This is a genomic window from Kitasatospora sp. NPDC088861 (assembly GCF_044750105.1).
Taxonomy (GTDB): domain Bacteria; phylum Actinomycetota; class Actinomycetes; order Streptomycetales; family Streptomycetaceae; genus Kitasatospora.
Map to the genome: position 1 here is coordinate 1 of NZ_JBIVJF010000049.1, position 26300 is coordinate 26300.

Below are 26300 nucleotides of genomic sequence, written 5' to 3' on the forward strand. Positions count from 1 at the left end.
GTCGCCCTGATCACCGACGCGATGGGCGCGGCCGGCATGGGCGACGGCCTCTACCCGCTCGGCCCGCTCCAGGTCGAGGTCAAGGACGGCGTCGCGATGCTCCCGGACGGCAGCTCCATCGCGGGCTCCACCCTGACGCTGGACGTCGCGTTCAAGCGCTCGCTCACCGTCAACGGCCTGACGCTGAACCAGACCGTCGAGTCGCTGTCCGCCACCCCGGCCCGCCTGCTGGGCCTCGCCGACTCGATCGGCTCGCTGGAGACGGGCAAGCAGGCCGACCTGGTCGTGCTCGACTCCGAGGGCTACGACCTGGTCGCCGTCATGCGCCGCGGCCGCTGGGTCCTCGGCGGCGAGCGCTTGCTGCCCCGGGCCGGCTGACCGGCGGGGTGGCGGAGCCGCGGTCCGCGGTCCGCCGGTGTCCGCAGAGCTGCTGGAATCCCGGGTCGGTGCGGAGGAACTCGGCGTACGTGCCGGTGGCGGCGGCCGTGCCGTCGGAGAGCATGACGACGGTGTCCGCCGCTGGACAGGCGCACCCCGCGTTCCCCGACCTCGGTGTCGAGGCCCGCCGTCAGGCCGTGCACCTTCCCGGTGAGGTTGACGAGGTCGAGGACCTCCCAGAGCCGGTCGTCGGTGACGTCCGGGGCGGCGTAGCAGAGGTTGTCCCGCAGGGTGCCGTGCAGGATCGGGCAGTCCTGTTCGACCCAGCCGAGGTGTGAGCGCCATTCCGTGAGGCCGAGGTCCGTGGCGGGCCGCCCGTCGATGCGGATGCTGCCGCTCCACGGCTCGTAGAAGCGGTTGATCAGGGCGAAGGCGGTCGACTTTCCGGCCCCGGACGGGCCGACCAGGGCCACCAGCGCGTGCGCGGGAACGGTGAGCGACAACCCCCGGAGGACCGGCGCGTCGGGGCTGTAGCCGAACCGCAGATCGCGGATCTCCAGCGAAGGCGCCGACGGCGGGCCCTGGTCCGGTTGCGGTCCGGAGGTGGTGCGGCCGGCCGTCGTCGCCCCGCTGCCGTCCTCGGTGGGCGCGCAACTGCCGCCAGGCGGTCACCGGGCGGCGGCGGAAGAGCGTGTGCAGATAGGCGGCGCCCCCGGTGAACAGCTCGTCCGCCCCGTGCCCGGCCAGGTGCCGGGTGGCGCCGTGCTCGACCAGGTGCCCGCCAGCTCTGCTGGCGGGCTGTTCCGCGCGAGTCGGCGGTCGCCGGTGCGCCCGTCGCCCGGTCGCTCATCCTCCGGCGTCCGCGGTGGGGCGCCGGGCACCGCTTCGGTGTCGAGGGTCGCGATCACCGCCGGGCCCGAAGTCCACGTGCTGTCGGCCGAGTCGAGTCACCGGTGGCGGCGGTGCTCACAGCTCCGTCGGGTAACCGCTCCGGGGAGGCTTGGCGTTGGCGAGCTGTCGCCGGGGCGCCCGAGGGGGGCGGGACGGGGACTCGCGTGACGGCGAACGCGGCGGAGTCCAGGCCGGGGTGGTGGTGGTCTCCGGGTCGGCGGGCGGGCTGCGCAGGGCCTGGGCTTCGATGGCTTCGGCGAGACGCCGCAGGGCGATCCGGACCTGCGTGCTCTGTCCGTCGCTGAGTGCCCCGAGGACCTGTTGCTCGATGGCCAGGCGCTTGGGCATGACGTCGTCGACGGCGGCCGCGCCCGCGTCGGTGATGAAGACCAGCGCCGCGCGCCGGTCCGCGGGATTCACCGTCCGGACGACGAGGGCGCGCCGTTCCAGCTTGGCCAGTGCCTTGCTCAGCGCGGCCGGCGACCGCCCCATCGAGGCGGCGAGGCGGCGCGCGATCGTCGGCTCGGTCGAGTGGCGGAGGTGGTAGAGCACGTCGAACTCCGATGAGCTGACGGCCGCCGCTTCGAACACCGGTTCAAGGAGGAACTCCAGCATCGCGTGGGCGTGTCGGAGGCCGCCGATGATCTCCATCGACGAAAGGTCGAGGTCAGGACGGCTCTGTACCCACAGCTGCCATACCGCCTGCGTTTCATCCATTCGTGCACATGCTCCAACTTGTTAACCGGTAACCTTTCAGTTACCGTATGACACGTGGCCCGCTTCGAGCTGGGCGACCTGGGCACGCTCATCGGAGACTTGTCCGGTTTCTTGCTCTCTGTGTAGTTGATCTGCTCATGTCATATGAGCCTGGACCGCGACATCCCGCCCGATAGCTTCTCGTCTATGACCGGAGCTGAGGAAAGTGTCACCATGGTCATCGCACATGTCCCCGTCATCCCGTTCCCTGGAACGAATCCGGGATTGGGCTACCTCCGGCAGATAGTACTGGACCGGAATAGCTCGGTGTCCAGCCATTTGCGCGCGTCGGCGTCAAGCAGATCGGACCGGCAGCTTGCCGGGCCCGCATCGCCCGGCAGCGCGCCGAGAAAGTCGAGTTGACGCCGCGGCGGGCATGAACTCGCCGTACTGCTCGAACACTTCGAACGGCCCGAAGCGGAACGCGTCGACGTGACCGGCTCCGCACGGGCGACCCGCCGCGGTCGCCACGGGCCGCCGTCGCCCTGCGTACCGAGGCCGGTCACCGCGCCCCGGTGCGCCTTTCACGGATCCGCCGCGGGCTGATCGCCCGTGGTTCGTCACCGAATTCAGAATTTCTCCGGCGGTCGCCCGCCGACCCCGAAAAATCCGCATGGCCAGATTCCGGGAAAAGGTTTCCGCGCGCTATGACCGATCGCTTGGGATTCAGTCTCACTCAATTGCGCTACTTCGTCGTCTCCGCCGAGATCGGCAACATCTCGGAGGCGGCGGAGAAGCTGTGCGCCTCGCAGTCGACGGTCTCGTCGGCGATCATGCGGCTGGAACGTCAGCTCGGTGTTCAGCTGTTGCTCCGTCACCATGCCCGTGGGGTCTCCCTGACGCCGAGCGGTCGCCACCTGCTGCGGGAGGCGCGCGCGTTGCTGGGGCAGGCCAGGAGCCTCAAGGCGCAGGGCGACGCCCTGGCGGGCGACACGGCAGGCCAGCTCGACGTCGGGTTCTTCTTCCCGATCGCCCCGTTCCTGCTGCCGCTGGTCCACCGTTTGGCCGGGGAGCGGCACCGGGCGCTGGAGCTGAACCTCCACGAGGCGTCCGCCGACCGGTTGCTGGAGTTCCTCCGGGACGGCCGGTGCGAACTGGCGGTGACGTACGACTTCCTGGCGGGCGACGCCAGGTTCCACCCGTTGGTCGATCTGCCGGTGCACGCCCTGCTGGCGGATGACGACCCGTCGGGCCTGGCCGGCCCGCTCGCTCTGGACGAGTTGGCCGGTCGACCGCTGGTCGCCCTGAACGTCCCGAGCGTGCTCCGTCACGCCGAGCGGATGTTCTCCCGCGCGGGCGTCCGCATGCCGCGGGTGGTGAAGGCGGCGAGCATCGAGACGCTTCGCGGCCTGGTGGCCGCCGGTGCCGGGTTCGCCTTGATGTATCAACCCGCCCGAACCGCAACGACGTTGGACGGGGGCAGGGTCCGCGAGGTCGAGCTGGTCGGAGACCTGCCGCCCGCGACCCTGGGCGCGGCCGTGATGCCCGAGCTGGCCATGAGCAGCCGCGGCAGGGCGTTCCTGGACGTGCTCAGATCCGCGGTCGCGGTCGGGGCGAGCCGGGGGCAGGTCGGGGCGGGTCGGGCGCAGGTCAGTGCAGGTCAGCAGGTAGTCATGGGTTGAGGGAGCGTCGTGCTGGCAGTCATCTTCGCTGGTCAGGGAAGTCAGGAAAAGGGAATGGGGGCAGAGGTCTTCGAACGGTACCCGGGGCTGGTCCAGTACGCCTCGGACGTGCTGGGGTACGACCTGGTCTCCTTGTGCACGGAGGACCCGGACGGCCTGCTGGGCCGCACGGAGTACACCCAGCCGGCGCTGTTCGTCGTCAACGCGCTGCGGACCTTCGAGCGGGTCCACCACGGGGACCGGGAGGCGGACGTCTACCTCGGGCACAGCCTGGGCGAGTACAACGCGCTGCTCGCGGCCGGGTCCTTCGCCTTCGAGACGGGGCTGCGGCTGGTCGCCAAGCGCGGCGAGCTGATGGCGGCGGCCTCCGAGGGCGGCATGACCGCCGTCATGAACACACCGCCCGGGCAACTGCTGGAGATCCTCGCGGAGGACGGCGTCGACGGCGTCGACATCGCCGGCCTCAACACCGGCTCGCAGGTGGTCATCGCGGGCACCCCGCCGGTCCTGGACGCGGCGCACGCCTGCCTGGAGCGCCGGGAGATCCGCTTCGTACGGCTCAAGGTGAGCGCGCCCTTCCACTCCCGGTACATGGAGCCGGCCAGGGTGCGGTTCGCCGAGTTCCTGACGGAGTTCGAGTTCGCCGATCCCGACACCCCCGTCATCTCCAACGTCACGGGCCGGCCGTACGAGCCGGGACAGGTGACGCGCATGCTCACGGAGCAGTTGGTCGCCCCGGTGCGCTGGACCGACAGCGTCCGCGGGCTGCTCGACGGCGACGCCGAGCTGGAATTCACCGAAATCGGGGGCCTGGCCCTCACTCACATGGTGTTCAAAATCAGGGCTGGAGTCTGACACATGGCAACCACGACGGACACGATCCGGCTGTACCTGGAAGACCGTTTCCTCTTCGAGTTCGACGACGTGATCACCCCGGACACCGACCTGTTCAAGGCGGGGGTCATCGACTCGTTCGGCTACGTCAGGATGATGAAGTTCCTGGAGTCCGAGTTCTCCGTCGAGATCTCCCCGGAGGACATCCTCGTGAACGTCTTCGTCTCGCTCACCGCGATCGACGAGTTCGTCACCAAGAAGATCTCCGCGAAGTAGAAGGACGGATCATGTGCGGGCTGGCTGGTTTCCTCTCGACCTCGCTGCACCCCGGTGCCACCGCCGAGGTCATCACCTCGATGCTGTCGAACATCCACCACCGCGGGCCGGACGAGGCGGGCTACTACCTCGACGACGGCATGGCCATGGGGGCGGTGCGGCTGGCCATCGTCGACCTCGCCGGTGGCTCGCAACCCATGTCCGACCCCTCCGGGCGCTACTGGATCTGCTTCAACGGCGAGATCTACAACCACATCGAACTCCGCGCGGAACTGGAGCGCCTCGGCCGCCCGTTCCGCACCGACCACTCCGACACCGAGGTCGTGCTCCAGGCCTGGATCCAGTGGGGGTCGGACTGCTTCACCCGGTTCAACGGCGCGTTCGCCGTCGCCATCAGGGACGCGGCGACCGGTGACCTGGTGCTGGCCCGCGACCGCTACGGCAAGCGCCCGCTGTTCTACGCCGACGCGGGCGGGGACTTCCTGTTCGCGTCCGAGATGAAGGCGTTCCGCGCCTTCCCCGGCTTCCGCTTCGAGTTCGACCCGAGGGAGCTGGCCACCACCTACGCCGCGTGGACGCCGCTGCCCGACCGCACGCCGTTCCGGGGCGTGCGCCAGCTGCCGATGGGCTCCGCGTTGACCATCAGCGCGGGCCGCCGCTCGCTGCGCCCCTACGAGGACCTCGACTTCGACGTGCCCGGCTTCGACGGCACCGAGGCCGAGGCGATCGACATGCTCCGGCAGACCCTGCGCACCAGCGTGGAGCTGCGGCTGCGCTCCGACGTCGAGGTCGGCGTCTACCTGAGCGGCGGCCTGGACTCCTCGATCGTGACGAGGCTGGCCACCCAGCTCTCCCCGTACGAGGTCCGCACCTTCTCGGTGGCGTTCCAGGACAAGTCCTTCGACGAGTCCGACAGCCAGCGCCTGGTCGCCGAGCACCTGGGCACCCTGCACACCGCCGTCCCGATCACCAGCGAGGACATCACCGACCACTTCCCGGCCGCCGTGTACCACGCGGAGGTTCCGACCTTCCGCACCTCGTTCGTGCCGATGTTCCTGCTGTCCCGGCACGTCCGCGACGCCGGGATCAAGACCATCCTCAGCGGCGAGGGCGCCGACGAGGCCTTCCTCGGCTACTCGCTGTTCCGCGAGACCCTGCTGCGCGCGCGGTGGAACGAGCTGACCGACGGCGAGCGCCGCACCCGGCTGGCCGGCCTGCACCCGGAGCTGGAGCACTTCGGCTCCGCCCACCAGGCCCACCTGCTCGGCCTGTACCAGCAGTTCTCGGTGGAACGGCTGCCGGGCCTGTTCTCCCACGAGATGCGGTACCAGAACGGGAGGTTCGCGGCCCGGCTGCTCGCCGACCGGATCGACCCGTTCGCCGACCTGCTCGACCTCGTCGCTGGGACTCCCGGCTACGCGGACATGACCGCGATGCACAAGGCGCAGTGGCTGGAGTACAAGACGCTGCTGCCCGGATTCCTGCTGTCCACGCAGGGGGAGCGGGCCGCGCTGGCGCACAGCGTGGAGAACCGCTGCCCGTTCCTCGACCCCGCGGTGGTGCGCGCGGCCGCGTCGGTGAACCTGCGCTACGACGACGGCCAGGTCGAGAAGGCCATCCTGAAGAAGGCGTTCCGTGCCGAGCTCCCGGAGTGGACCACCAGCCGCCCCAAGCAGCCCTACCGCGCGCCGGGCAGCGCCGCCTTCAAGGAAAGCCGCCCGGACTACCTGGAACTGCTGCTGTCCGACCACGAGTTGGCCGGGATCGGCTGCCTGGACGCGAAGTTCGCCCGGCGCCTGGTCGACAAGGTCATGACCTCGCCGGTGGAGGAGGTCAGCACCAAGGAGGACCAGACCTTCCTCTACCTGCTGACGACCGCCGTGCTCCACCAGCAGTTCGTGCGGGGCGGCGGTACGGCGCCGGCCGGCGCGTCGAGCGCCGCGCTGAACCTGCGGGTGACCGTGGACAACCGCCGTGCCGTGCAGCGAGTGGGGGAGAGCCGATGAGTACCGACGACATCGCGATCATCGGGCTGGCCCTGCGGTTCCCCGGCTCCGACACCCTCGTCGAGCTGTTCGACCACCTCGCGGCCGGACGCTCGCTGATCACCGAGGTGCCCGCCGAACGCTGGTCCAAGGAACGCTACTTCGGCGATCCGCGCGGCGGCGAGGAGAAGACGTACAGCGTCTGGGCCGGGTTCGTCGAGGACGCCGACCGCTTCGACGCCGCCTTCTTCAACATCTCCCCGCGCGAGGCGGAGACGATGGACCCGCAGCAGCGGTTCGCGCTGGAGCTGGCCTGGAAGGCCATCGAGGACGCGGGCTACCGGGCGGGCGAACTCGCGGGCAGCCGCACGGGCGTCTTCATGGGCCTGTGCCACGGCGACTACGCCGAGCTGATCGAACGCGACGACGTGCCGACCGACGCCTACTTCCCGACCGGCACGGCCTACTCGATCGTCGCCAACCGGCTGTCCTACTACTTCGACTTCCACGGCCCCAGCATCGCCAACGACACCGCCTGCTCCAGCTCCCTGGTCTCGCTCTACGAGGCCGTCGCCGCCCTGCACAACGGCGACTGCGACCTGGCGCTGGCCGGCGGCGTGAACCTGTGCTGGTCGCCGAAGCTGTTCGTGGCGTTCAGCAAGGCGAGCATGCTCTCGCCCACCGGCCGCTCGCACGCCTTCGACCAGGACGCGGACGGCTTCGTCCGGGGCGAGGGCGGCGCCGTCCTGCTGCTCAAGCCGCTGGCCAGGGCGCTGGCGGACGGCGACCCCGTGCACGCGGTGATCAAGGGCGTCGGCACCAACCACGGCGGCAAGACCAACTCGCTGACCGTCACCAACCCGGCCGCCCAGGCCGCGCTGATCGAGGACGTCTACACCCGCGCCGGTGTGACGCCCGAGACGGTGAGTTACATCGAGGCCCACGGGCCCGGCACGCCGGTCGGCGACCCGATCGAGATCGTCGGCCTCAAACGCGCCTTTCAGAGCCTGCACGACGCCCACGGGACGTCACCGCGGCCGGACAGCACCGGCATCGGCTCCATCAAGACCAACATCGGCCACCTGGAATCGGCCGCGGGCGTGGCCGGCGTGGTCAAGGTGATCGGCGCGATGGCCGCCGGGACCCTCCCGGCGACGGTCAACTTCCGGACCAGGAACCAGCTGATCGACCTGGACGGCAGCCCGTTCTACATCGTCGGCGACACCCGGCCGTGGCCGGGCGGCGACGGAGTGCCGCGCCGGGCCGGCGTCAGCTCGTTCGGGTTCGGCGGGACCAACGCCCACGTGCTGCTGGAGGAGCACCTCGGCGGGCCGGCAGACCGCACCGCCGAGCCCGCGGGGCCGTACGTCGTCCCGCTGTCGGCGAAGAACCTGGAGCGGCTGCGGGTGCTCGCGGGCGGCCTGCGGGACCACCTGCTGGCACCGGAGACCCCGCTGCGGCCGCGCCAGGCGCTGGCCGACATCGCCCACACGCTCCAGGTCGGCCGCGAAGCGATGCGGGTCCGGGCCGTGTTCCTGGTCTCGGACCGGGAGCAGCTCGTGGCCGCGCTGGAGTCCGTCGCGGACGGCGAGGTGCGCAACCCCGCCGGGGCCGGGGCCGAACTGGTCGCGGCGGCGCAGGACTGGGCGAGCGGGGGCGGCGCCGACTGGCCCGGGTATCCCGGGGCGCGTCGCGTCCGGCTACCGACCTACCCGTTCGCCCGGGACCGGCACTGGTACGTCACGCCGCCGGCCGAGGCGCCGGGCGCCGCGCTGCTGCACCCGCTCGTCCACCGCAACACCTCCGACCTGGCGCAGCAGCGCTACACCTCCACGTTCACCGGGGCCGAGCCCTTCCTGGCCTCGCACCTGGTCCGCGGCCGGCGGGTGCTGCCCGCGGTCGCGTACCTGGAGATGGCGCGCGCCGCCGTGGAGCGCGCGGCGGCCCGGGAGGGGGCCGTCCGGCTGCGCGACCTCGCGTGGCTGCGGCCGATCGTCGTCGGCGAACCGGTCGACGTCGACCTCGCGCTGACGCCGCGCGAGGACGCGATCGCGTTCGAGTTCCGGCAGGGTGAGACGGTCCACAGCACCGGCACCGCCGAACTGGTCACCCTGCCGGACCCGTCACCGCTGGACCTGGACGCCCTGCGCGCCGCCTGCCGCACCACCCGCGGCACCGACGAGGTCTACGCCGCCTTCCGCGCCCAGGGCCTGGAGTACGGCCCGGCCATGCGCGCGCTGCGCGGGCTCCGGCTGGGCCGCGACGAGGCGATCGCCCGCATCCGGACCACCGGCGCCGACGGCTGCGTGCTGCCGCCGAGCGTCCTGGACGCCGCCTTCCAGACCTCCGTGGTCCTGACGGGCGCCGCCGCCGGCCCGACGCTGCCCTTCACCCTCGACGAGCTCCAGGTGTACCGGCCCTGCCCCGCCGAGACCTGGGCCTGGGTGCGACGCAGCGCCGGCTCCGGGACGCTCACCACCTTCGACATCGACCTGTGCGACGGCGACGGCGTGATCAGCGCCAGCCTGCGGGGGCTCGCCCAGCGCACCACCGACGCCGGCCCGCGCGTCGTCACGGCGACCACCCGGTGGACCGACCGGCCGCTGGACGCGGACGGCGGCGCCACCCGCACCGCGCACCTCCTGACCCTGCCGGAGATCACCCGGGCGAGCCCGGCCGACGGCGTCGACGCCGCGACCGAGCAGGTGTTCGCCGAGGTCCAGCAGGTGCTCGCGTCCTCTCCCCGGACCGGGCACCGCTTCGTGGCCCTGATCGACGCCCGGGTACCGGCCCACTTCCACGCACCGCTGGCGGGCCTGTTCCGCACCGTCGCCCTGGAGAACCCGCTCGTCTCGGGCCGGGTCGTCCGGGTCGCCGGCCTGGACGCGGCCTCCGCCGAGCAGCTCGCGCGGATCGTGCGGGAGGAGTGCGCCGACGACTCCGCCGACACCGAGGTCCGCTACACCGCCGACGGCACCCGGCAGGTGCTGGAGCCCGTCGAGACGCGACTGGACGCCGGACCGCAGGTGCCCGCGCTGCGGGCCGGCGGCGTCTACTGGGTCACCGGCGGCCTGGGCGGCATCGGCCGCCACCTCGCCCGCTACCTGGGCCGCGCGGGGGCGACGGTCGTCCTGAGCGGACGCTCCCCGGCGGGCTCGGTGGACGCCCTGCGCGCCGAAGGGGTCGACGCGCACTACCTGCCGGTCGACGTCGCCGACGCCGCAGGCGTGCGCGCCGCGGTCGACACGATCGTGCGCGAGCACGGGTCGCTCGACGGCGTCGTGCACGCGGCCGGCCTGCTGCGCGACCAGTACCTGCTGCGCAAGGACCTGGCCGACGTCCGCCTGGTGACGGCGCCGAAGGTCCGCGGCACGCTCAACCTCGACGCCGCGACCCGCCACCTCGACCTGGAGTTCTTCGCGCTCTTCTCCTCGGTCGCCGGCGTCTATGGCAGCCCGGGGCAGTCCGACTACTCGGCGGCCAACGCCTTCCTCGACGCCTTCGCCCGGCACCGCCGGACGCTGGTCGACGCGGGCGAGCGCAGCGGCCGGACCGCCGCGATCAGCTGGCCGCTGTGGGCCGACGGCGGCATGACGCTGGACGAGGTCACCCGCGACTCCCTGCGCCGCGAGCGCGGCTGGGAGGACCTGCCCACCGAGGACGGGCTGCGCGCCTTCGGCCGGGCCCTGCTCGCCGACGCCCCCGCGCACCTCGTCGTCGCCTACGGCGCCAAGGCCACCCTGGCCGCGCAACGCCGGGCGGCCCCGGCCCCGGCCCCCGCGGCCCCGGCCACCGCCTCGTCCACCACCGCTGCTCCGTCAGGCGGCGCGGGCGAGGGCGACCTGCTGCAGCGCACCGAGGAACTGCTCAGGGGGGTCGTCGCCGAGGTCCTGCGGCACGATCCGGAGCACATCGAGTCGACCACCAACCTCATCGAGTACGGCATCGACTCGCTGAGCATCCTCGGGGTGACCGCCCAGTTGGAGAAGGTGTTCGGGCCGCTGTCCAAGACGATCTTCTTCGAGTACCTGAACATCGCCGAGGTGGCCGCGCACTTCGTGGAGACCCGGCGGGCGCAGCTGGAGGCGGTGCTGGGGGCGACCGGTCCGGCCGAAACCCCGGAAAGCCCGGAAACCGCGGAGACCTCGGAAGCCTTGGCAGCCCCGGTCGTTCAGACCGAGGCCCCCGCGGTCCAGCCCGAGGCCCCGGCCGCCCGGTTCGAGGCCCCGGCCGCGTCCGCCGTCACCGTGGTCCGCGAACCCGCGCGCGACGACCGGCACGACATCGCGATCATCGGAGTGTCCGGGCGCTACCCCGGCGCCGACACGATGGACGAGCTGTGGGAGCTGCTGGAGAACGGCCGGCACACCTTCGAGGAGGTCCCCGCCGACCGCTGGGGCCACGAGGCCATCCACGACAGCGACCGGTCCGTCCGCGGCAAGAGCGTGATCCGGACCGGGACCTTCCTCCGCGACCTCGACAAGTTCGACCCCCGCTACTTCCGCATCTCCAAGCGCGAGGCCGAGCAGATGTCCCCGGAGGTGCGGCTGTTCCTCCAGTCGGGCGTGGAGGCGCTGGAGGACGCCGGCTACTCGCGGCAGACCATCCACCGCCGCTACCAGGGCGACGTCGGCGTGCTCGTCGGGACCATGAGCAACCACTACAACCTGTACGGCTTCCAGAACAGCCTGACCAGGGGCGCGCCGCAGAGCGGCAGCTACACCGGGACGCTGCCCAACATGCTGTCCTACTTCTACGGCCTGACCGGGCCGTCGATCTTCCTGGACACCATGTGCTCCGCCTCGTCGACGTGCGTGCACCAGGCCGTGCAGATGCTGCGGGCCGGTGAGTGCCGGATGGTCGTCGCGGGCGGCGTCAACCTGATGCTGCACCCGTACAACCTGATCACCTCCTCGGAGGAGCACTTCACCACCGGCACCTCCGACGTGATCCGCAGCTTCGGCCACGGCGTGGACGGCACCATCCTCGGCGAGGGCGTCGGCGCGGTCGTGCTCAAGCCGCTGGTCGACGCCGAGCGCGACGGCGACCACGTGTACGCCGTGATCAAGGGCACCGCCCTGTCCAACGCCGGGACGCGCAACGGCTTCACCGTGCCGAACCCGGGCATGCAGGCGCACGCGATCCAGAAGGCGATCGAGGACGCCGGCGTCGACCCGAGGACGATCGGCTACGTCGAGGGGCACGGCTCGGGCACCGCGCTGGGCGACCCCATCGAGGTCCGCGCCCTGACGTCGGCGTTCCGCAAGTACACCGCGGACCGCCAGTTCTGCGCCCTCGGGTCCGTCAAGGCCAACATGGGGCACCTGCTCGCGGCGGCCGGCATGATCGGCCTGGCGAAGGTGCTGCTCCAACTGAGGCACGGCAAGCTGGCGCCGTCCCTGCACAGCACGGAACTCAACCCGGACATCGACTTCGCCGACACCCCGTTCCAGGTGCAGCAGAAGCTCGCCGACTGGCAGCCGATGGTCACCGAGGTGGACGGCCGCCAGGTCACCCACCCCCGGCGGGCCGGCATCACCTCGATCGGCGCCGGCGGCATGAACTCGCACATCATCCTTGAGGAGTACCCCGAACGGCCGGTGCGCCAAGAGCCCTTCGGTGAGCAGCTGTTCGTGTTCTCGGCGATGAACGAGGCCGCGCTCGGGCGCTACCTGGCGGTCTTCCGCGACCACCTCGCCGGGGCGCGGGAGGCCGACCTCCCCGACATCGCGTACACCCTGCGGGTCGGAAAGAACGAACTGCCGCACCGCTGGGCGTTCGTGGCGGGGGACCGGCGGTCCGCGCTGGCGGCCGTCGACGGCTACCTGGCCGGGCGGCGGGAGCTGCCCGCGCACGAACTCGCCGCCACCTGGGCCGGCGGCAAGAGCGTCGACTGGGACCAACTGCCGACGGCACGCCGGGTGTCGCTGCCCGCCTACCCGTTCGAGAAGGTGCGCTGCTGGATCGAGCAGACCGACGGCGCACCGTCCGTGCTGGCCCCGCTGGCGCTGCGCGAGCGGCTGCACCCCTTCCTGGGGCGCAACGAATCCGACGTCCGGGGTCTGCGCTACGCCCTGGACGTCCACCTCACCGACCTGCTCGACTACGGCTACCGGCTGGCCAAGGCGCCGACCATCGTGCCCACCTTCGTGGTGGACCTCGCGCTGGCCGCCGCGAAGGTCAGCGGGTTCGCCGCCGAGGCGTCGGTCCACGACCTGCGCGTGCTGCGGCCGGTCGACTGGTCCACGACCACGCGGCTCGTCACGGAGTTCGCCGACGGCCACGGCACCGTCCGGACCGGGGACGGGGCGGCGGTGGTCGAGTTCACCGTGCGGGGGGCGGCCACGGCGCCGTCCGGCCGGGTCGAGCCGGCCGGACTGCGGGAGGTCCTCACCCGGGAGCAGTTCCTGGCCGAACTGGCCGAGGGCGGGCTGGACTACAAGCCGGCCTCGTGCGCGGTCGAGGGCGTGTTCCGCGCGCCGGACGGCCGGACGGTGCTGACCATCGGCAGTCCCGCGTTCCAGCAGGACCACGTCCGGCGCAACGTCACCGTCGAGCCGTTCGTGCTCGCGGCGATCGCCCAGGGCGTGCAGTGGGAGGCCAAGCGTGCCGGGGCGCCGGACTGGACCCTGGTCGCGCTCAACCAGGTCGGGGAGATCCGGGTGCGGGCCGGTTCGCCGGTCACGCACGTGGTCCTCGGCGACGACCGGATCCTGCTGGTCGGGGGCACGGGCGAGGTCGTCGGGGAACTGGCCGGGGTGCGGCGCGGTACCGGAGGGGTGGCGCCGGGCGATCGTCCGGCGCCGCAGGCCCGCCCGGTGCGAGAGCGGGAGCCGGTCGTACCGGCTGAGCAGGAGGTACCAGTGGTGTCGGCGGTGTCGGGTGTCGTGGACGTCCTGCGCTCCATCGCCGCCGAGATCCTCAAGTTCGAGCCGGAGGATCTCGACCCGGGTACCGGACTGGACGCGTTCGGCTTCGACTCCATCTCGCTGGTGACCTTCGCGAAGGAGATCCACGAGCGGTTCGGGGTCGTGGTCAGCCCGGCGGTGTTCTTCGACGTCAGCACCCTGGAGGCGCTGGGCGCCCACCTGGTCGACGAGCACGGTGCCACGGCGAAGGCCGAGGTGAAGGCCGAGGTGAAGGCCGAGGTGAAGGCCGAGGCCGGGGTCAAGATCAAGGTCGAACCCCAGCCCCAGCCCCAGCCCCAGTCCCAGCCCCAGCCGGAGTCGGAGCCGGTTCGCACCGGGCCCGACCCGCGCCGGCCGATCGCCGTCATCGGCGCGGCCGGGCGCTTCCCGGGCGCCCGCGACCTGGACGAGTACTGGGCGAACCTGCTGGCGGGCAAGGACTCCGTCACCGCGTTCCCGCTGCACCGCTACGACGAGGAGCAGCGCAAAGCCATCGAGGCCCAGGACTTCCCCCAACGGATCGGAGCCCTGGACGACGTCGACGCCTTCGACGCCGGCTTCTTCCGCATCCTGCCGCGCGAGGCCGAACTGATGGACCCGCAGCACCGCCTCGTCCTGGAGACGGTCTGGCAGGCGCTGGAGGACAGCGCGTACCGGCCCGCCGACCTGCCGACCAACACGGGCGTGTTCATCGGCGTCACCGGCAACGACTACGCGACGCTGCTCGCCACGCTCGGCGTGCGACCGGACGCCTTCACCTCGACCGGCACCACGCACTCGATCCTGGCCAACCGCATCTCGTACCTGCTCGACGTGCGCGGCCCGAGCGAACCGATCGACACGGCCTGCTCCAGCTCGCTGGTGGCGGTGCACCGCGCGATCGAGGCGATCCGCTCCGGCACCTGCGACCTGGCCGTCGCGGGCGGGGTCAACGTGCTGCTCAGCACGGACACCTTCGTCAGCGCGCACCGCGCGGGCATGCTCAGCCCGGACGGCCTCTGCAAGACCTTCGACGCGGGCGCGAACGGCTACGTCCGGGGCGAGGGCGTCGGGGTGGTGGTGCTCAAGTCGCTGGCGGCGGCGGAGCGCGACGGTGACGCGATCCTCGGGGTGATCCGGGGCAGCGCTTACAACCACGGCGGCCGGGCCAACTCGCTGACCGCGCCGAACGCCGACGCCCAGGCCGAGCTGGTGACGGCCGCCGTCGGCGACCTCGACCCGGACACCATCGGCTACATCGAGACCCACGGCACCGGCACGGCCCTCGGCGATCCGGTAGAGGTCCGGGCGCTGCGCACCGCGTTCCGCCGGCTGGGCCGCAGCGACGACGGGGCGTGCGGCCTCGGCTCGGTCAAGACCAACATCGGCCACCTGGAGTCGGCCGCGGGCATCGCCGGGCTGCTGAAGGTGCTGCTCGCGCTCAAGCACGGCGTGCTGCCCGCGACTCAGCACCTCCAGGAGGTCAACCCGTACATCGAACTGGCCGGCGGCCCGTTCCACATCGTGCGGGACAACGAGGCCTGGCCGCGCCCCCGCAGCGGTGCCGGCGGCCCCGCGCCGCGGCGTGCCGGGGTGAGCAGCTTCGGGTTCGGCGGCGTCAACGCCCATGTGGTCGTCGAGGAGTACGTACGCGGCGACCGGGACGGGGAGGGCGACGGCGGGCCGGTCGCGGTGCCGCTGTCCGCCCGCACCGCCCGGCAGCTGACCGACCGGGCCCGGGGCCTGCTCGCCTACCTGGAGTCCCCGGAGTCGGAGCAGGTGTCGCTGCGGTCCGTCGCGTGGAGCCTCCAGGTCGGCCGCGAGGAGATGGCGGAACGGGTCGGCTGGGTCGTCTCGTCCCGTTCCGAACTCGTCGACGGGCTAAGGGCGTTCGTCACCACCGGCGAGCGCGGAGCCGAGCCGGAGCCGATCGGGCGGTGGGTCGGCGGGGGCGCCGTCGACTGGCGTTCGCTGCTCGGCGACGGCACGCCCCGGCGCGCGCACCTGCCCGGATACCCGTTCGCCCGGGACCGCTTCTGGGCCCCCGGCACCCGGCAGGAGAGCGGCACGACCCTGCTGACCGCCCGCTGGACGCCGACGCCCGCCGCCGCGACCGGCCGGTACGACCGGCGCGTCGTCGTGCTGTGCGGGGTCGACGGGGAGGTACCCGAGGCGATCCGCCTCGACACGGTCAAGCAGCGGCCGGAGAGCCGGTTCCGCGACCTGTCGTGGCAACTGCTGGAAACCGTCCGCGGCCTCGACGCCCGGGACGGCACCACGCTCGTCCAGGTCGTCACGGCGGACCTCGCTCTCGCGGGCCTGCTGCGGACCGTCACCAAGGAGAACCCGCGGATCGTCGGCCAGGTCATCGGCATCGACGGCGTCCACGGCACCGACCTGGCCGCCGCCGTCGCGGAGAACGCCCGTGCCGCCGACGACCTGGTGCTCTACCGCGACGGTGTCCGGCACACGCGCAGCTGGGCCCCGGCCGAACTCCCGGGCCCGGGTGCGGGAACGGCCTCCGGCAAGCCCTGGCGGGACGGCGGCGTGTACCTGATCACCGGCGGGGCCGGCGGGATCGGCGCCTCGACGGCCCGGCGCATCGCCGCCGACGTCCGGCGGCCGACCGTCGTACTGGCCGGCCGCTCGCCGCAGGACGGCCGGATCGACCGCCTGCTCGCCGAGCTGCGGCAGGCCGGCGCGGACGCGAGGTACGTGCGCGCCGACGTCTCCCGCTGGGAGGAGGTGCGGCACCTGGTCGCCGAGGCGGGCGCCGTCACCGGCATCGTGCACGCCGCCGGCGTGGTGCGGGACTCGCTGCTCGCGGACAAGACCGCCGAGCAGTGGGACGAGGTCCTCGCGACCAAGGTGGACGCCCTCGTGCACCTCGACCGGGCCACCGGGCACTGCCCGCTGGAGTTCGTGCTGACCTTCTCCTCGGGCGCCGCTGTCACCGGCAACCCGGGGCAGTCCGACTACGCGACCGCCAACGCCTTCCTCGACGAGTTCGCCGCCGCGCGCAACGCGCGGGTCGCCGAGGGGCTGCGCCGCGGGCGCACCCTGTCCATCGCCTGGCCGCTGTGGGAGGACGGCGGCATGCAGGTCGGCGAGCGGACCCGGGCCTACCTGTGGGAGGACCGGGGGCTGGCGCCGATGCCCACGGAAGCCGGGCTCACGGCGCTGGTCGACGCCTGGAACGCGGGGGCGGACCAGGTGTGGGTGCACCACGGCGACCCGACGCGGGTGCCGACCGGGACACCGGCCCCGGCCGCCGCGCCGACAACTCCCGCGCCGACGGCTCCCGTTCCGGAGGCTCCCGTCCGTGGCGCCGACCCGAACGTCCTCGGCCACCTCCTCGCCCTGTTCGCCGAGGTCAGCGGGCTCGCCCCGGGCGCGGTCGACCCCGACCGCCCGCTGGTCGACATCGGCCTGGACTCGGTGATGGTCATCCAGCTCAACCGGGAGCTGGTGCGGACCTACCCCGAGGTCTCCTCGACGATCTTCTACGAGCACCCGACCCTGCGGGCCGTGGCCGGTCAACTCGCCGGCCTCCGGCGGGAACCGGCGCGCCGGCAGGCGGCCACGGCCGACCAGCCGGTGGCGGGCGACCAGCCGGCGGCGACTGCCGAACAGCGGGCCACCAGCGCTCGGCCGACCGCCGTCCCCGACCGGCCGGCGCCCGGCGCCGACGAGCCGATCGCGGTGATCGGGCTGAGCGGCCGCTACCCGGGCGCCGCCGACCTGGACGAGTTCTGGGAGAACCTCACGGCGGGCCGCGACTGCGTCCGCGAGGTGGACCGCTGGCCGCTGGACGGCTTCTTCGAGCCCGACCGCAACACGGCGGTGGCCACCGGCCGCAGCTACAGCAAGTGGGGCGGCTTCCTGGACGACTTCGCCGCGTTCGATCCCCGGTTCTTCGGCATCGCCCCGCGCGACGCCTACGCCATGGACCCGCAGGAGCGGCTGTTCGTGCAGGCGGCGTGGGAGGTGCTGGAGGACGCCGGGTACACGAGGGCGCGCCTCGCCGAGCGCCACGGCCACGGGGTCGGGGTGTTCGCGGGCGTCACCAAGGTCGGCCACGCCCGGCACGAGGTGGGCCGGCTGCCCTCGGGCGAACTCGTGGTGCCCGGCCTGTCGTTCGCCTCGCTGAGCGCCCGCGCCTCCTACCTGCTCGACCTGCGCGGGCCGAGCCTGACGATCGACACCATGTGCTCGGCTTCGCTGACCGCGATCCACGAGGCGTGCGAACAACTCCGGCGCGGCGCCTGCGAGGTGGCGATCGCCGGTGGCGTGAACCTCTACGCGCACCCGCTGGACTACGTCGAGCTGTGCCGCTCCGGGATGCTCTCGCCCGACCAGCACTGCCGCAGCTTCGGCACCGGCGGCCACGGGTTCGTGCCCGGTGAGGGCGTCGGGTGCGTGCTGCTCAAGCCGCTGTCCCGCGCGGTGGCCGACGGGGACCGCGTGCTCGCGGTGATCCGGGGCTCCAGCGTCAACCACGGCGGCCGTTCCACCGGCTACACCGTGCCGAGCCCGGTCGCCCAGGCCGATGTCGTCCGGCGGGCGCTGGACCAGGCCGGGGTCTCCGCCCGGCAGGTCGGCTACGTCGAGGCGCACGGCACCGGCACCGAACTGGGCGACCCGATCGAGATCACGGGCCTGACCAAGGCCTTCGAACGGGACACCGCGGAGCGGCAGTTCTGCGCGATCGGCTCGGTGAAGTCCGGCATCGGTCACCTGGAGGCCGCGGCCGGGGTGGCCGGCCTGACGAAGGTCCTGCTCCAGCTCAAGCACCGGCAACTCGTCCCGAGCCTGCACGCCGAACAGCTCAACCCGAACATCAGCTTCGAACGGACCCCGTTCCGGGTCCAGCGCGAACTGAGCCCGTGGCACTCCGACGGCCCGCGGATCGCGGCGGTGTCCTCCTTCGGTGCCGGCGGCTCGAACGCACACGTGATCGTCGAGGAGTATTCCGTGCAGCCCACCGACGGCGCGAGCAACGGCGCCGAACAAGCCCGACAACCCCAACAGGCCGAACAGGCCGAACACGTCGTCGTCCTCTCCGCGAGGACTCCCGACCAGCTCACGGCGTCCGTCGACCGGCTGGCCGGATTCCTCGACCGCAACCCGGACACCGCCCTCGCCGACCTGGCCTTCACGCTCCAGGTCGGGCGGGAGGCGATGGCCGAGCGGTACGCGGTCGCCGTCTCGTCGACGGCGGAGCTGAGGGCCGCCCTGCGGGGCGGCCGGGGGCACCGGGGCACCGCCGGGGAATCCGGCGGACTGCTCGCCGAGATCACCGGTGACGGCGACCTCCAGGAACTGCTGGTCCGGCAGTGGATCGCGGCCGGCAAGCTGTCCAAGCTGGCAGCGCTGTGGGCGGCCGGCGCCGAGGTGGACTGGGAGCGCCTGCGCCAGGGCGCGCCACGGCGGGTGGTGTCGCTGCCGACGTACCCGTTCGCCAAGGAGCGGTTCTGGATCGGCGACCTGACCCGGCAGACGCCGGCACCCGCGCTCGCGGTCGCACCCGAGCCCGTGCCGACGCCCGCACCGATCGCGGCACCGATCGCGGCGCCGATCGTCCAACCCGCCGTCGCGCACAGGGGATTGGACGAGATCGTGCCCGCCGTGGTGCGGGAGAAGATCGCCCGCGCGCTGGCGATGGAGGTCGAGGAGGTCGAGGGCGGGCTGGCGTTCGCCGACTACGGCCTGGACTCGATCCTGGCGATCCGCGTGGTGGACCAGCTCAACGGCGCGCTGACGCTGGACCTGCCGACGAGCGTGGTCTTCGACTACAGCACGGCCGACCGGCTGGCCGAGCACCTGCTCGCCGAGTACCGGGGCGTCATCGTCCACACGGAGGGCGCGACGGAGCCGGCCGACGCACGGGAGAGCACCCCGCCACCGGTCGTGCGGCCCGCACGGCCCGTGGCGGCCGGGCAGCCGGACAGCGGCACCGGGAGCGCGGAGCGCGGACCGATCGCGGTGATCGGCATGAGCGGCCGGTTCGCCGGCGCCGACTCGCTGGACGAACTCTGGACGCACCTGGCCGACGGCGACGACCTGGTCACCGAGGCGACCCGGTTCGACCTCGACGGCCTGAGCACCTGCACCCGGGGCGGCTTCCTCGACCGCATCGACGAGTTCGACGCGATGTTCTTCAACATCTCCGGCACCGAGGCCGCGGTGATGGACCCGCAGCAGCGGCTGCTGCTCGAAGAGTCCTGGAAGGCCCTGGAGGACGCCGGCTACGCGGGCCGGATGGGCCGGGCGCGCTGCGGCGTCTACGTCGGGGCGTGGGCCGGCGACTACCAGGGGCTGCTGGATCCGGAGGCGCCGGCGCAGACCCTGTGGGGCAACATGACCTCGGTCATCCCGAGCCGGGTGTCGTACTTCCTCGACCTCAAGGGCCAGGCGATCGCCGTCGACACGTCGTGCTCCAGCTCGCTGGTGGCGATCGACCTGGCCTGCAAGGACCTGTGGTCCGGCGAGACCTCGATGGCGCTGGCGGGCGGGGTGTTCCTCCAGTCCACGCCGCGGCTGTACCGGCTCGCGGGCCGCGCCGGGATGCTGTCGCCGACCGGCCGCTGCCACACCTTCGACCACCGCGCCGACGGCTTCGTGCCCGGCGAGGGCGTCGGGGTCGTGGTGCTCAAGCGGCTCGCGGACGCGCTGGCCGACGGCGACCACATCCACGGCGTGATCAAGGCCAGCGGCGTCAACCAGGACGGCGCCACCAACGGGATCACCGCGCCGAGTTCGGTGTCCCAGGAGAGCCTGCTCGGCGAGGTGTACGAGCGGTTCGGCGTCGACGTGGAGCGGATCGGACTCGTCGAGGCGCACGGCACCGGCACCAAGCTCGGCGACCCGATCGAGTTCCAGGCGCTGAACCGGGCGTTCCGCGCCCGCACCGACCGGACGGAGTACTGCGCGGTCGGCTCGCTGAAGACCAACATCGGCCACACCCAGTTCGCGGCGGGCATCGCGGGCGTGCTGAAGGTGCTGCTGGCGATCAAGCACCGGAAGATCCCCGCCTCGCTGCACTTCGAGACCGCCAACGAGGCGATCCCGCTGGTGGGAAGCCCGTTCTACCTGAGCACCCGCACCCACGACTGGGAGAGCCCCGCCGGGGTGCCGCGGTGCGGGGTGGTGAGCTCCTTCGGCGCCAGCGGCACCAATGCGCACCTGGTGATCGAGGAGGCCCCGGCCGTCGCCGACGCCGTCGCGCGCACCGCCGTCGCGCCGCGGACGGACCACGTGGTGGTCCTCTCGGCGCGGACGGAGGAACAACTCCTCGAACAGCGGCGCCGATTGGCGCTCCACGTCCGCGCCCACGCGTCGATCGACCTCGGCGACCTCGCCTACACCCTGGCCGTCGGCCGGGAACGCTTCGCCCACCGCTTCGCCTGCGTGGTCCGCGACCGCGACGAGCTGGTCCAGGTGCTGGACGGCACGGTCCCGGCCCGGCTGCCCGACGACGACCTGGCGCCCGCCGAGGGCCGACGGATCCCGCTGCCGACCTACCCGTTCGCCCGCGACCGCCACTGGGCTCCGACCGCCGGCAGCAGCAACGGCGGCACCGGCAACGGCGGCACCAGCGGTGACGGCACCGGTGTCACGCTGACCCGCACGGACGGCCTGCTGCGCGACCACGTGGTGCAGGGCCGTCACCTCCTTCCCGCGGTCGCCTACCTCGAACTCGCCCGCAAGGCGCTGGGCGCCACCCGGGTGCGGATGCGCAACGTCACGTGGGTGCAGCCGCTGGAGGTCTCGGACACCCCGGTCGACGTCCGGGTCGAGGTCCGCGCGAGCGAGCAGGGCGGGCACCGGTTCGAGATCGGCACCGGCTCCACCGTGTGCTGCGAGGGCGCCATCGCGTCGTCCGACGCCCCGCGCCCGGCACCGGTCGACCTCGCCGCGCTGCGCGCGGACTGCCGGGAGACCGTGTCCGGCGAGCGGATCCACGAGGCCCTGGTGGCGATGGGCATCGACCACGGCCCGAGCCTGCGGGCGATCCGGCAGGCGCACGTCGGCTCCGGTCTCGTCCTCGCCGAACTGGCCCTGCCCGGCTCGGCGGAGCCCGGACCGCTGGCGCCCGCGATGCTGGACTCGGCGATCCAGGCGGCCGTCGCGCCCCACCTCACCGGCATGCGGGACACCGCCGTGCCGTTCGCCCTGGACCGGCTCGACCTGTACGCCCCGTGCCAGTCGGCGATGTGGGCCGTGGTGCGAGGCGGCGCGGCCGGGCCGCTCGACAAGCTCGACATCGACCTGGTCGACGCCGACGGCGCGGTCTGCGTGCGGCTGACCGGCTACACCTCGCGCCGCACCGTCCGGAGCGAGCCCGCGCTGTACGCGCCCGTCTGGGACCCGACCACCGCCACCGACGCGCCCGTACCCGCTCGCACCGACCGGGTCCTGGTCGTCGGCGGACCGACACCGCTCGACGGCGCCCTGACCTGGCCGCTGCCGCCGTCCGCCTCCGTCGAGGAGGTGACCGCCGCACTGCGCGACCTCGGACCGGTCGACCACCTGGTCTGGACGGCGCCCGAGCCCAAGCTCGACCCCGTCGACGCCGCCGGGTACACGGCCGCCCAGAACGACGGCGTCGTCGCCGCGTTCCGCCTGATCAAGGCGCTGATCGAAGCCGGGTACGACGCCCGGCCGCTGGGGATCACGCTGGTCACCACCCGCGCGCTCGCCACCCACGCCGACGACCCCGTCCAGCCGGCGCACGCCGGGCTGCACGGCCTGTTCGGCTCCCTGGGGCGCGAGTACGAGCAGTGGACCGTCCGGCGCGTCGACCTCGACGGCCCCGACTGGCCCGCCGACCTCACCGCCCTGCCCGCCCGCTCGTCCGAGGACGCCTGGGTCCGACGGGCCGGCCAGTGGCTGGCCCGGCACTGGGCGCCGTGCGAGACGCCCGCGAAACCGGTCTACCGCGAGGGCGGCGTCTACGTGGTGATCGGCGGCGCCGGCGGCCTGGGCACCGCCTGGACCCAGCACGTGGTGCGGCAGTACGGCGCGCACGTCACCTGGATCGGCCGCAGCGCACCCGACGCGGCCATCGAGGAACGGCTCCGCTCCGTCCAGGGACGCGGCACCGTCCGCTACCTCAGCGCCGACGCCGGGGACCCGGCCGCGCTGCGCCGGGCCGTCGGCGAGGTCAAGGAGCGCCACCCGCGGATCGACGGGGTCGTGCAGGCCGCGCTCGTCCTGCGGGACAGCACCTTCGCCCGGATGGACGAGGCCACCCTGCGCGCGGGGCTGGCGGCCAAGGTCGACGTCACGACGGCGATGGCCGAGGTCTTCGACGGCGAGCAACTGGACTTCGCCGTGCTGCTGTCGTCGATGCAGTCCTTCACGACGGCGGCCGGCCAGGGCAACTACGCGGCCGGCTGCACCTTCAGCGACGCCTACGCGCACGCGCTCGGACAGCACTGGGACACCCCCGTCAGGGTCATGAACTGGGGGTGGTGGGGCAACCTCGGGAGCGTCACCTCCGAGTTCTACCGGGAGCGGCTGAGCCGGGTCGGCCTGGTGTCGATCGAGCCGCGCGAGGGGCTCGCCGCCCTGGACGCCCTGCTCGGCGGGGAACAGCGGCAGCTGGCCTTCGTGAAGACCAACCAGCACAACACCCTGGCGAACTTCGACCGCGCCACCCAGGTCACCGTGCACGGCCGGACGCCCTCCCGGGTGCGCGGCGAGCTGTTGCTCGCGCCGGAGAGCGTGGACGGCCTGATGGACGAGGTCGTGCGGTGGCGCCGGACCGAGCGGGACCCGTGGCTGGCGAAGGTCCTGGCGGCCCAGCTGGCGACCGTCGACCGCACCGCGATCCTGCCGGTGTACGCCGACTGGCTGGAGCACGCCCGGCGGGCCACCGTGTCGGCCGGGCCGACGGAGGCCGTGTCCACGGCGGGCGTGCTCGCGGAGGCCGTCCTCGCGCAGTGGGACCGGCAGTGCGAGTCCTGGTCGGCCGACGCCGACCGCAAGGCCGAACTGCGGCTGGCCTCCGCCATGCTGCGGGCGCTGCCGGACATCGTGACCGGCCGGACCAGGCCCACCGACGTCATGTTCCCGCGCGGTTCGGTGGAGCTGGTGGAGGGCTGCTACCGCAACAACCACGTCGCGGACGTGTTCAACCGCGCCATGGCCGGCGCCGCCGTCGCCGTCGTGTCGGAGCGGCTGCGCCGTGAACCGGGGGCGCGGCTGCGGATCCTGGAGATCGGCGCCGGCACCGGCGGCACCAGCGCCGGGATGTTCGCCGCGCTCAAGCCGTACCAGGAGAGCATCGAGACGTACGTCTACACGGACCTCTCCAAGGCCTTCCTCAACCACGCCCGCGCCACCTACGGGCCGGGCGTGCCCTACCTGGACTGCCGACTGCTCAACATCGAACGGCCGCTGGCCGGGCAGGACGTCGGCGAGGGCGGGTTCGACCTGGTGATCGCGGCCAACGTGCTGCACGCGACCAAGGACACCCGCAACACCCTGCGCAACGCCAAGGCCGCGATGCGGGCCGGCGGGTGGCTGCTGCTGAACGAACTGTCGGCCTTCGACCTGTTCAGCCACGTCACCTTCGGGCTGCTGGAAGGCTGGTGGCTGTTCGACGACCGGTCGCTGCGGATCCCGGGCTCGCCGGCGCTGTCGCCGGAGAACTGGCGGGACGTGCTGGCGGGGGAGGGCTTCGGGACGGTGGTGTTCCCGCTGTCGCAGGCGCTGCCGCTGGGACAGCAGGTCATCGCGGCGGAGAGCGACGGGGTGGCCCGGCAGGCGGTCGGGACCAGGCCGAAGGGCGTCACCCGGCCGGTGCCTGCTGCGGCGCCTGTCGCGGCGCCTGTCGCGGCGCCTGTTGCCGTGCCTGCTGCGGTGCCTGCCGTGGTGCCGACGCCCCGGCCGGAGCCCGCGCCCGCCCCGCCGGCCGCGAGCCACGCGCCCGCCCCCGCTCCCTCCGCCGCACCGGCGTCGCGCTCCGACCTGTCCGCGCTCATCCTCGACAAGGCCGCGGCCGTGCTCGGCATCCCGGCCGAGCGGATCGACACCGCGGCCCCGCTCACCCACTACGGCCTGGACTCGATCCTGGTCCTCCAGCTCACCAACGCCCTGCGCGAGGAGTTCGGTGACGACGTCTCCGCGACCCTGCTCTTCGACGTCGAGACCGTCGACGGCCTGTGCGCCCACTTCGCCGGTGCAGGGGCCGCCGCGACGGCCACGGCGGATGCCCAGGCCGGCCCGGCGGGCGAGCGGTGGAACCTCTCGTGCGGCCAGCTGACCATGTACCGCGACCAGCAGCGCTCGCCGGAGTCGACCGCCTACAACCTCCCGCTCCTCTTCGAGATCCACGGCGAGCTGGACGAAGCCGCCCTGGAGCGGGCGGTCCGCGCCCAGAGCGGCATCCATCCGGTGCTGAGCGCCGTCTTCGGCGAGCGGGACGGCGTGCCGTTCATGGACATCGACCCGGGCCGGGCGCCGTCCTTCGAACGGGTCGACCTCACGGCCACCAAGCGCGCCGCCCAACTGGCCGGGCTGCGGGACTTGGTGAACCTCCCGTTCGACCTGGCGACGGGCCCGCTGGTCCGCGCGCACCTGGTCTCCCTCGCCGGGCGGCGGCGCCTGCTGCTGATCACCGCGCACCACATCCTGCTGGACGGCACGTCCACGGCGGTCCTGATCCGCACGCTCAAGGAGGCCTACCAGGGCCGGGGGAGCGTGAGCCGCGCCGACTACGGCGACTTCGTCGCCTGGGAGGAGGCGCTGCTCGCCGGCCCGCGCGCGCGGCAGCACCGGGACTACTGGCTGCGGGAGCTGGCAGGTCATCGACCGGCGCTCGCGCTGCCCTACGACCGGCCGTACGACCCCAAGCGGATGCCCCGGGTGGACGTGGCGACGGTCAAGCTGCCGCCGCCGCTGGCCGCCGCCCTGGCCGACGCGGCGCGCGAGCACCGGGTCAGCGTCGCCACCGTGCTGTTCGCGACGTACGTGCGGTTCCTGCACCGGCTGACCGGGCAGGACGACCTGGTCCTCGGCATGACGGCGGTCGCCCGCTACGAGGAGCGGTTCCAGGACGTCGTCGGCCAGTTCGCGAACTGCCTGCCGATCCGCTGCACGGCCGTCGGCGGCTTCCCCGAGCTGCTGAAGTCCCTTCAGCGCAAGGTGGTCGGCGGCATCGAGCACGGCGGCTACCCGCTGCTGGAGATCGCCCGGGCCGTGGGCGCGGACGACGAACCGCTGGTCCTGACCAACTTCCTGTTCCAGAACTTCGACGGCGCCGACCTGCTGACCAACGCGGCCCCGGCCGCGCCCGGGGAGTTGGACCTGCGGCTGTTCGACGACCTGCCCTACGCCGGGGAGTACGTCCTCTCCGCCGAGTCCTACCGGGACGGCGAGGGGTTCAAGGTCTTCCTCAAGTACGACGCGAACGTCTTCGAGGAGGCCACCGCGCGGCGCATGACGGAGGAGTGGTACGCGGTCGTCCGCAAGGAGCTGGGCCTGCGGTAGGCCGTTCCGCGGACCGCCCCCGAAACCCGGAAGCCGGGGCGCGCCCGCGGGCGCGGCCCGGCGTACGGGGGCCCCGTAGGCGAACGGCGCGGTCAGGCCCCGCGGGGGGGCCCCCCCCGGGGGGTCGGGGCGGTGCGGGGGAGGTCGGCGCGGCCCGCCCAGGGGGCCCCCTC

At 73.0% G+C, this 26300-nt stretch carries 8 protein-coding genes; 6 read left to right on the top strand and 2 right to left on the bottom strand.

What is annotated here, in order from left to right; all coding sequences use genetic code 11:
* A partial coding sequence (locus ACIP37_RS36640) for an amidohydrolase family protein (RefSeq protein ID WP_400845320.1) occupies window positions 1-378 on the top strand: 378 nt, incomplete at its 5' end.
* Here the strand turns inward: ACIP37_RS36640 and ACIP37_RS36645 are convergent.
* Both ACIP37_RS36645 and ACIP37_RS36650 read right to left on the bottom strand, forming a co-directional pair.
* Window positions 303-881 carry an ABC transporter ATP-binding protein gene (locus ACIP37_RS36645; protein ID WP_363633444.1) on the bottom strand — a complete coding sequence of 193 codons (579 nt, stop codon included), beginning with the start codon at window positions 879-881 and terminating at the stop codon, window positions 303-305. The genes ACIP37_RS36640 and ACIP37_RS36645 overlap by 76 nt on opposite strands.
* A gap of 463 nt (window positions 882-1344) precedes the next feature.
* The gene (locus ACIP37_RS36650) at window positions 1345-1920 is read right to left on the bottom strand and encodes a MarR family winged helix-turn-helix transcriptional regulator (protein ID WP_400845324.1); all 576 of its coding nucleotides are present in this window, start codon (window positions 1918-1920) and stop codon (window positions 1345-1347) included.
* Window positions 1921-2684: 764 nt separating this feature from the next.
* Between ACIP37_RS36650 and ACIP37_RS36655 the strand changes: the two genes are divergently transcribed.
* The 5 genes from ACIP37_RS36655 to ACIP37_RS36675 are packed head-to-tail and all read left to right on the top strand — an operon-like array spanning window position 2685 to window position 26127.
* The gene (locus tag ACIP37_RS36655; protein WP_363633446.1) at window positions 2685-3647 is read left to right on the top strand and encodes a LysR substrate-binding domain-containing protein; all 963 of its coding nucleotides are present in this window, start codon (window positions 2685-2687) and stop codon (window positions 3645-3647) included.
* Between the two features lie 9 nt (window positions 3648-3656).
* Window positions 3657-4502 (top strand): acyltransferase domain-containing protein, encoded by an 846-nt coding sequence (locus tag ACIP37_RS36660; protein ID WP_363626112.1) that lies wholly within the window; start codon window positions 3657-3659, stop codon window positions 4500-4502.
* Window positions 4503-4505: 3 nt separating this feature from the next.
* The gene (locus ACIP37_RS36665; RefSeq protein ID WP_350884062.1) at window positions 4506-4757 is read left to right on the top strand and encodes a phosphopantetheine-binding protein; all 252 of its coding nucleotides are present in this window, start codon (window positions 4506-4508) and stop codon (window positions 4755-4757) included.
* Between the two features lie 11 nt (window positions 4758-4768).
* Window positions 4769-6763 carry an asparagine synthase (glutamine-hydrolyzing) gene (gene asnB, locus ACIP37_RS36670; protein ID WP_400845328.1) on the top strand — a complete coding sequence of 665 codons (1995 nt, stop codon included), beginning with the start codon at window positions 4769-4771 and terminating at the stop codon, window positions 6761-6763.
* Window positions 6760-26127 (top strand): SDR family NAD(P)-dependent oxidoreductase, encoded by a 19368-nt coding sequence (locus ACIP37_RS36675; protein ID WP_400845332.1) that lies wholly within the window; start codon window positions 6760-6762, stop codon window positions 26125-26127. Before asnB ends, ACIP37_RS36675 begins: the two co-directional genes overlap by 4 nt.
* Window positions 26128-26300 lie beyond the last annotated feature (173 nt).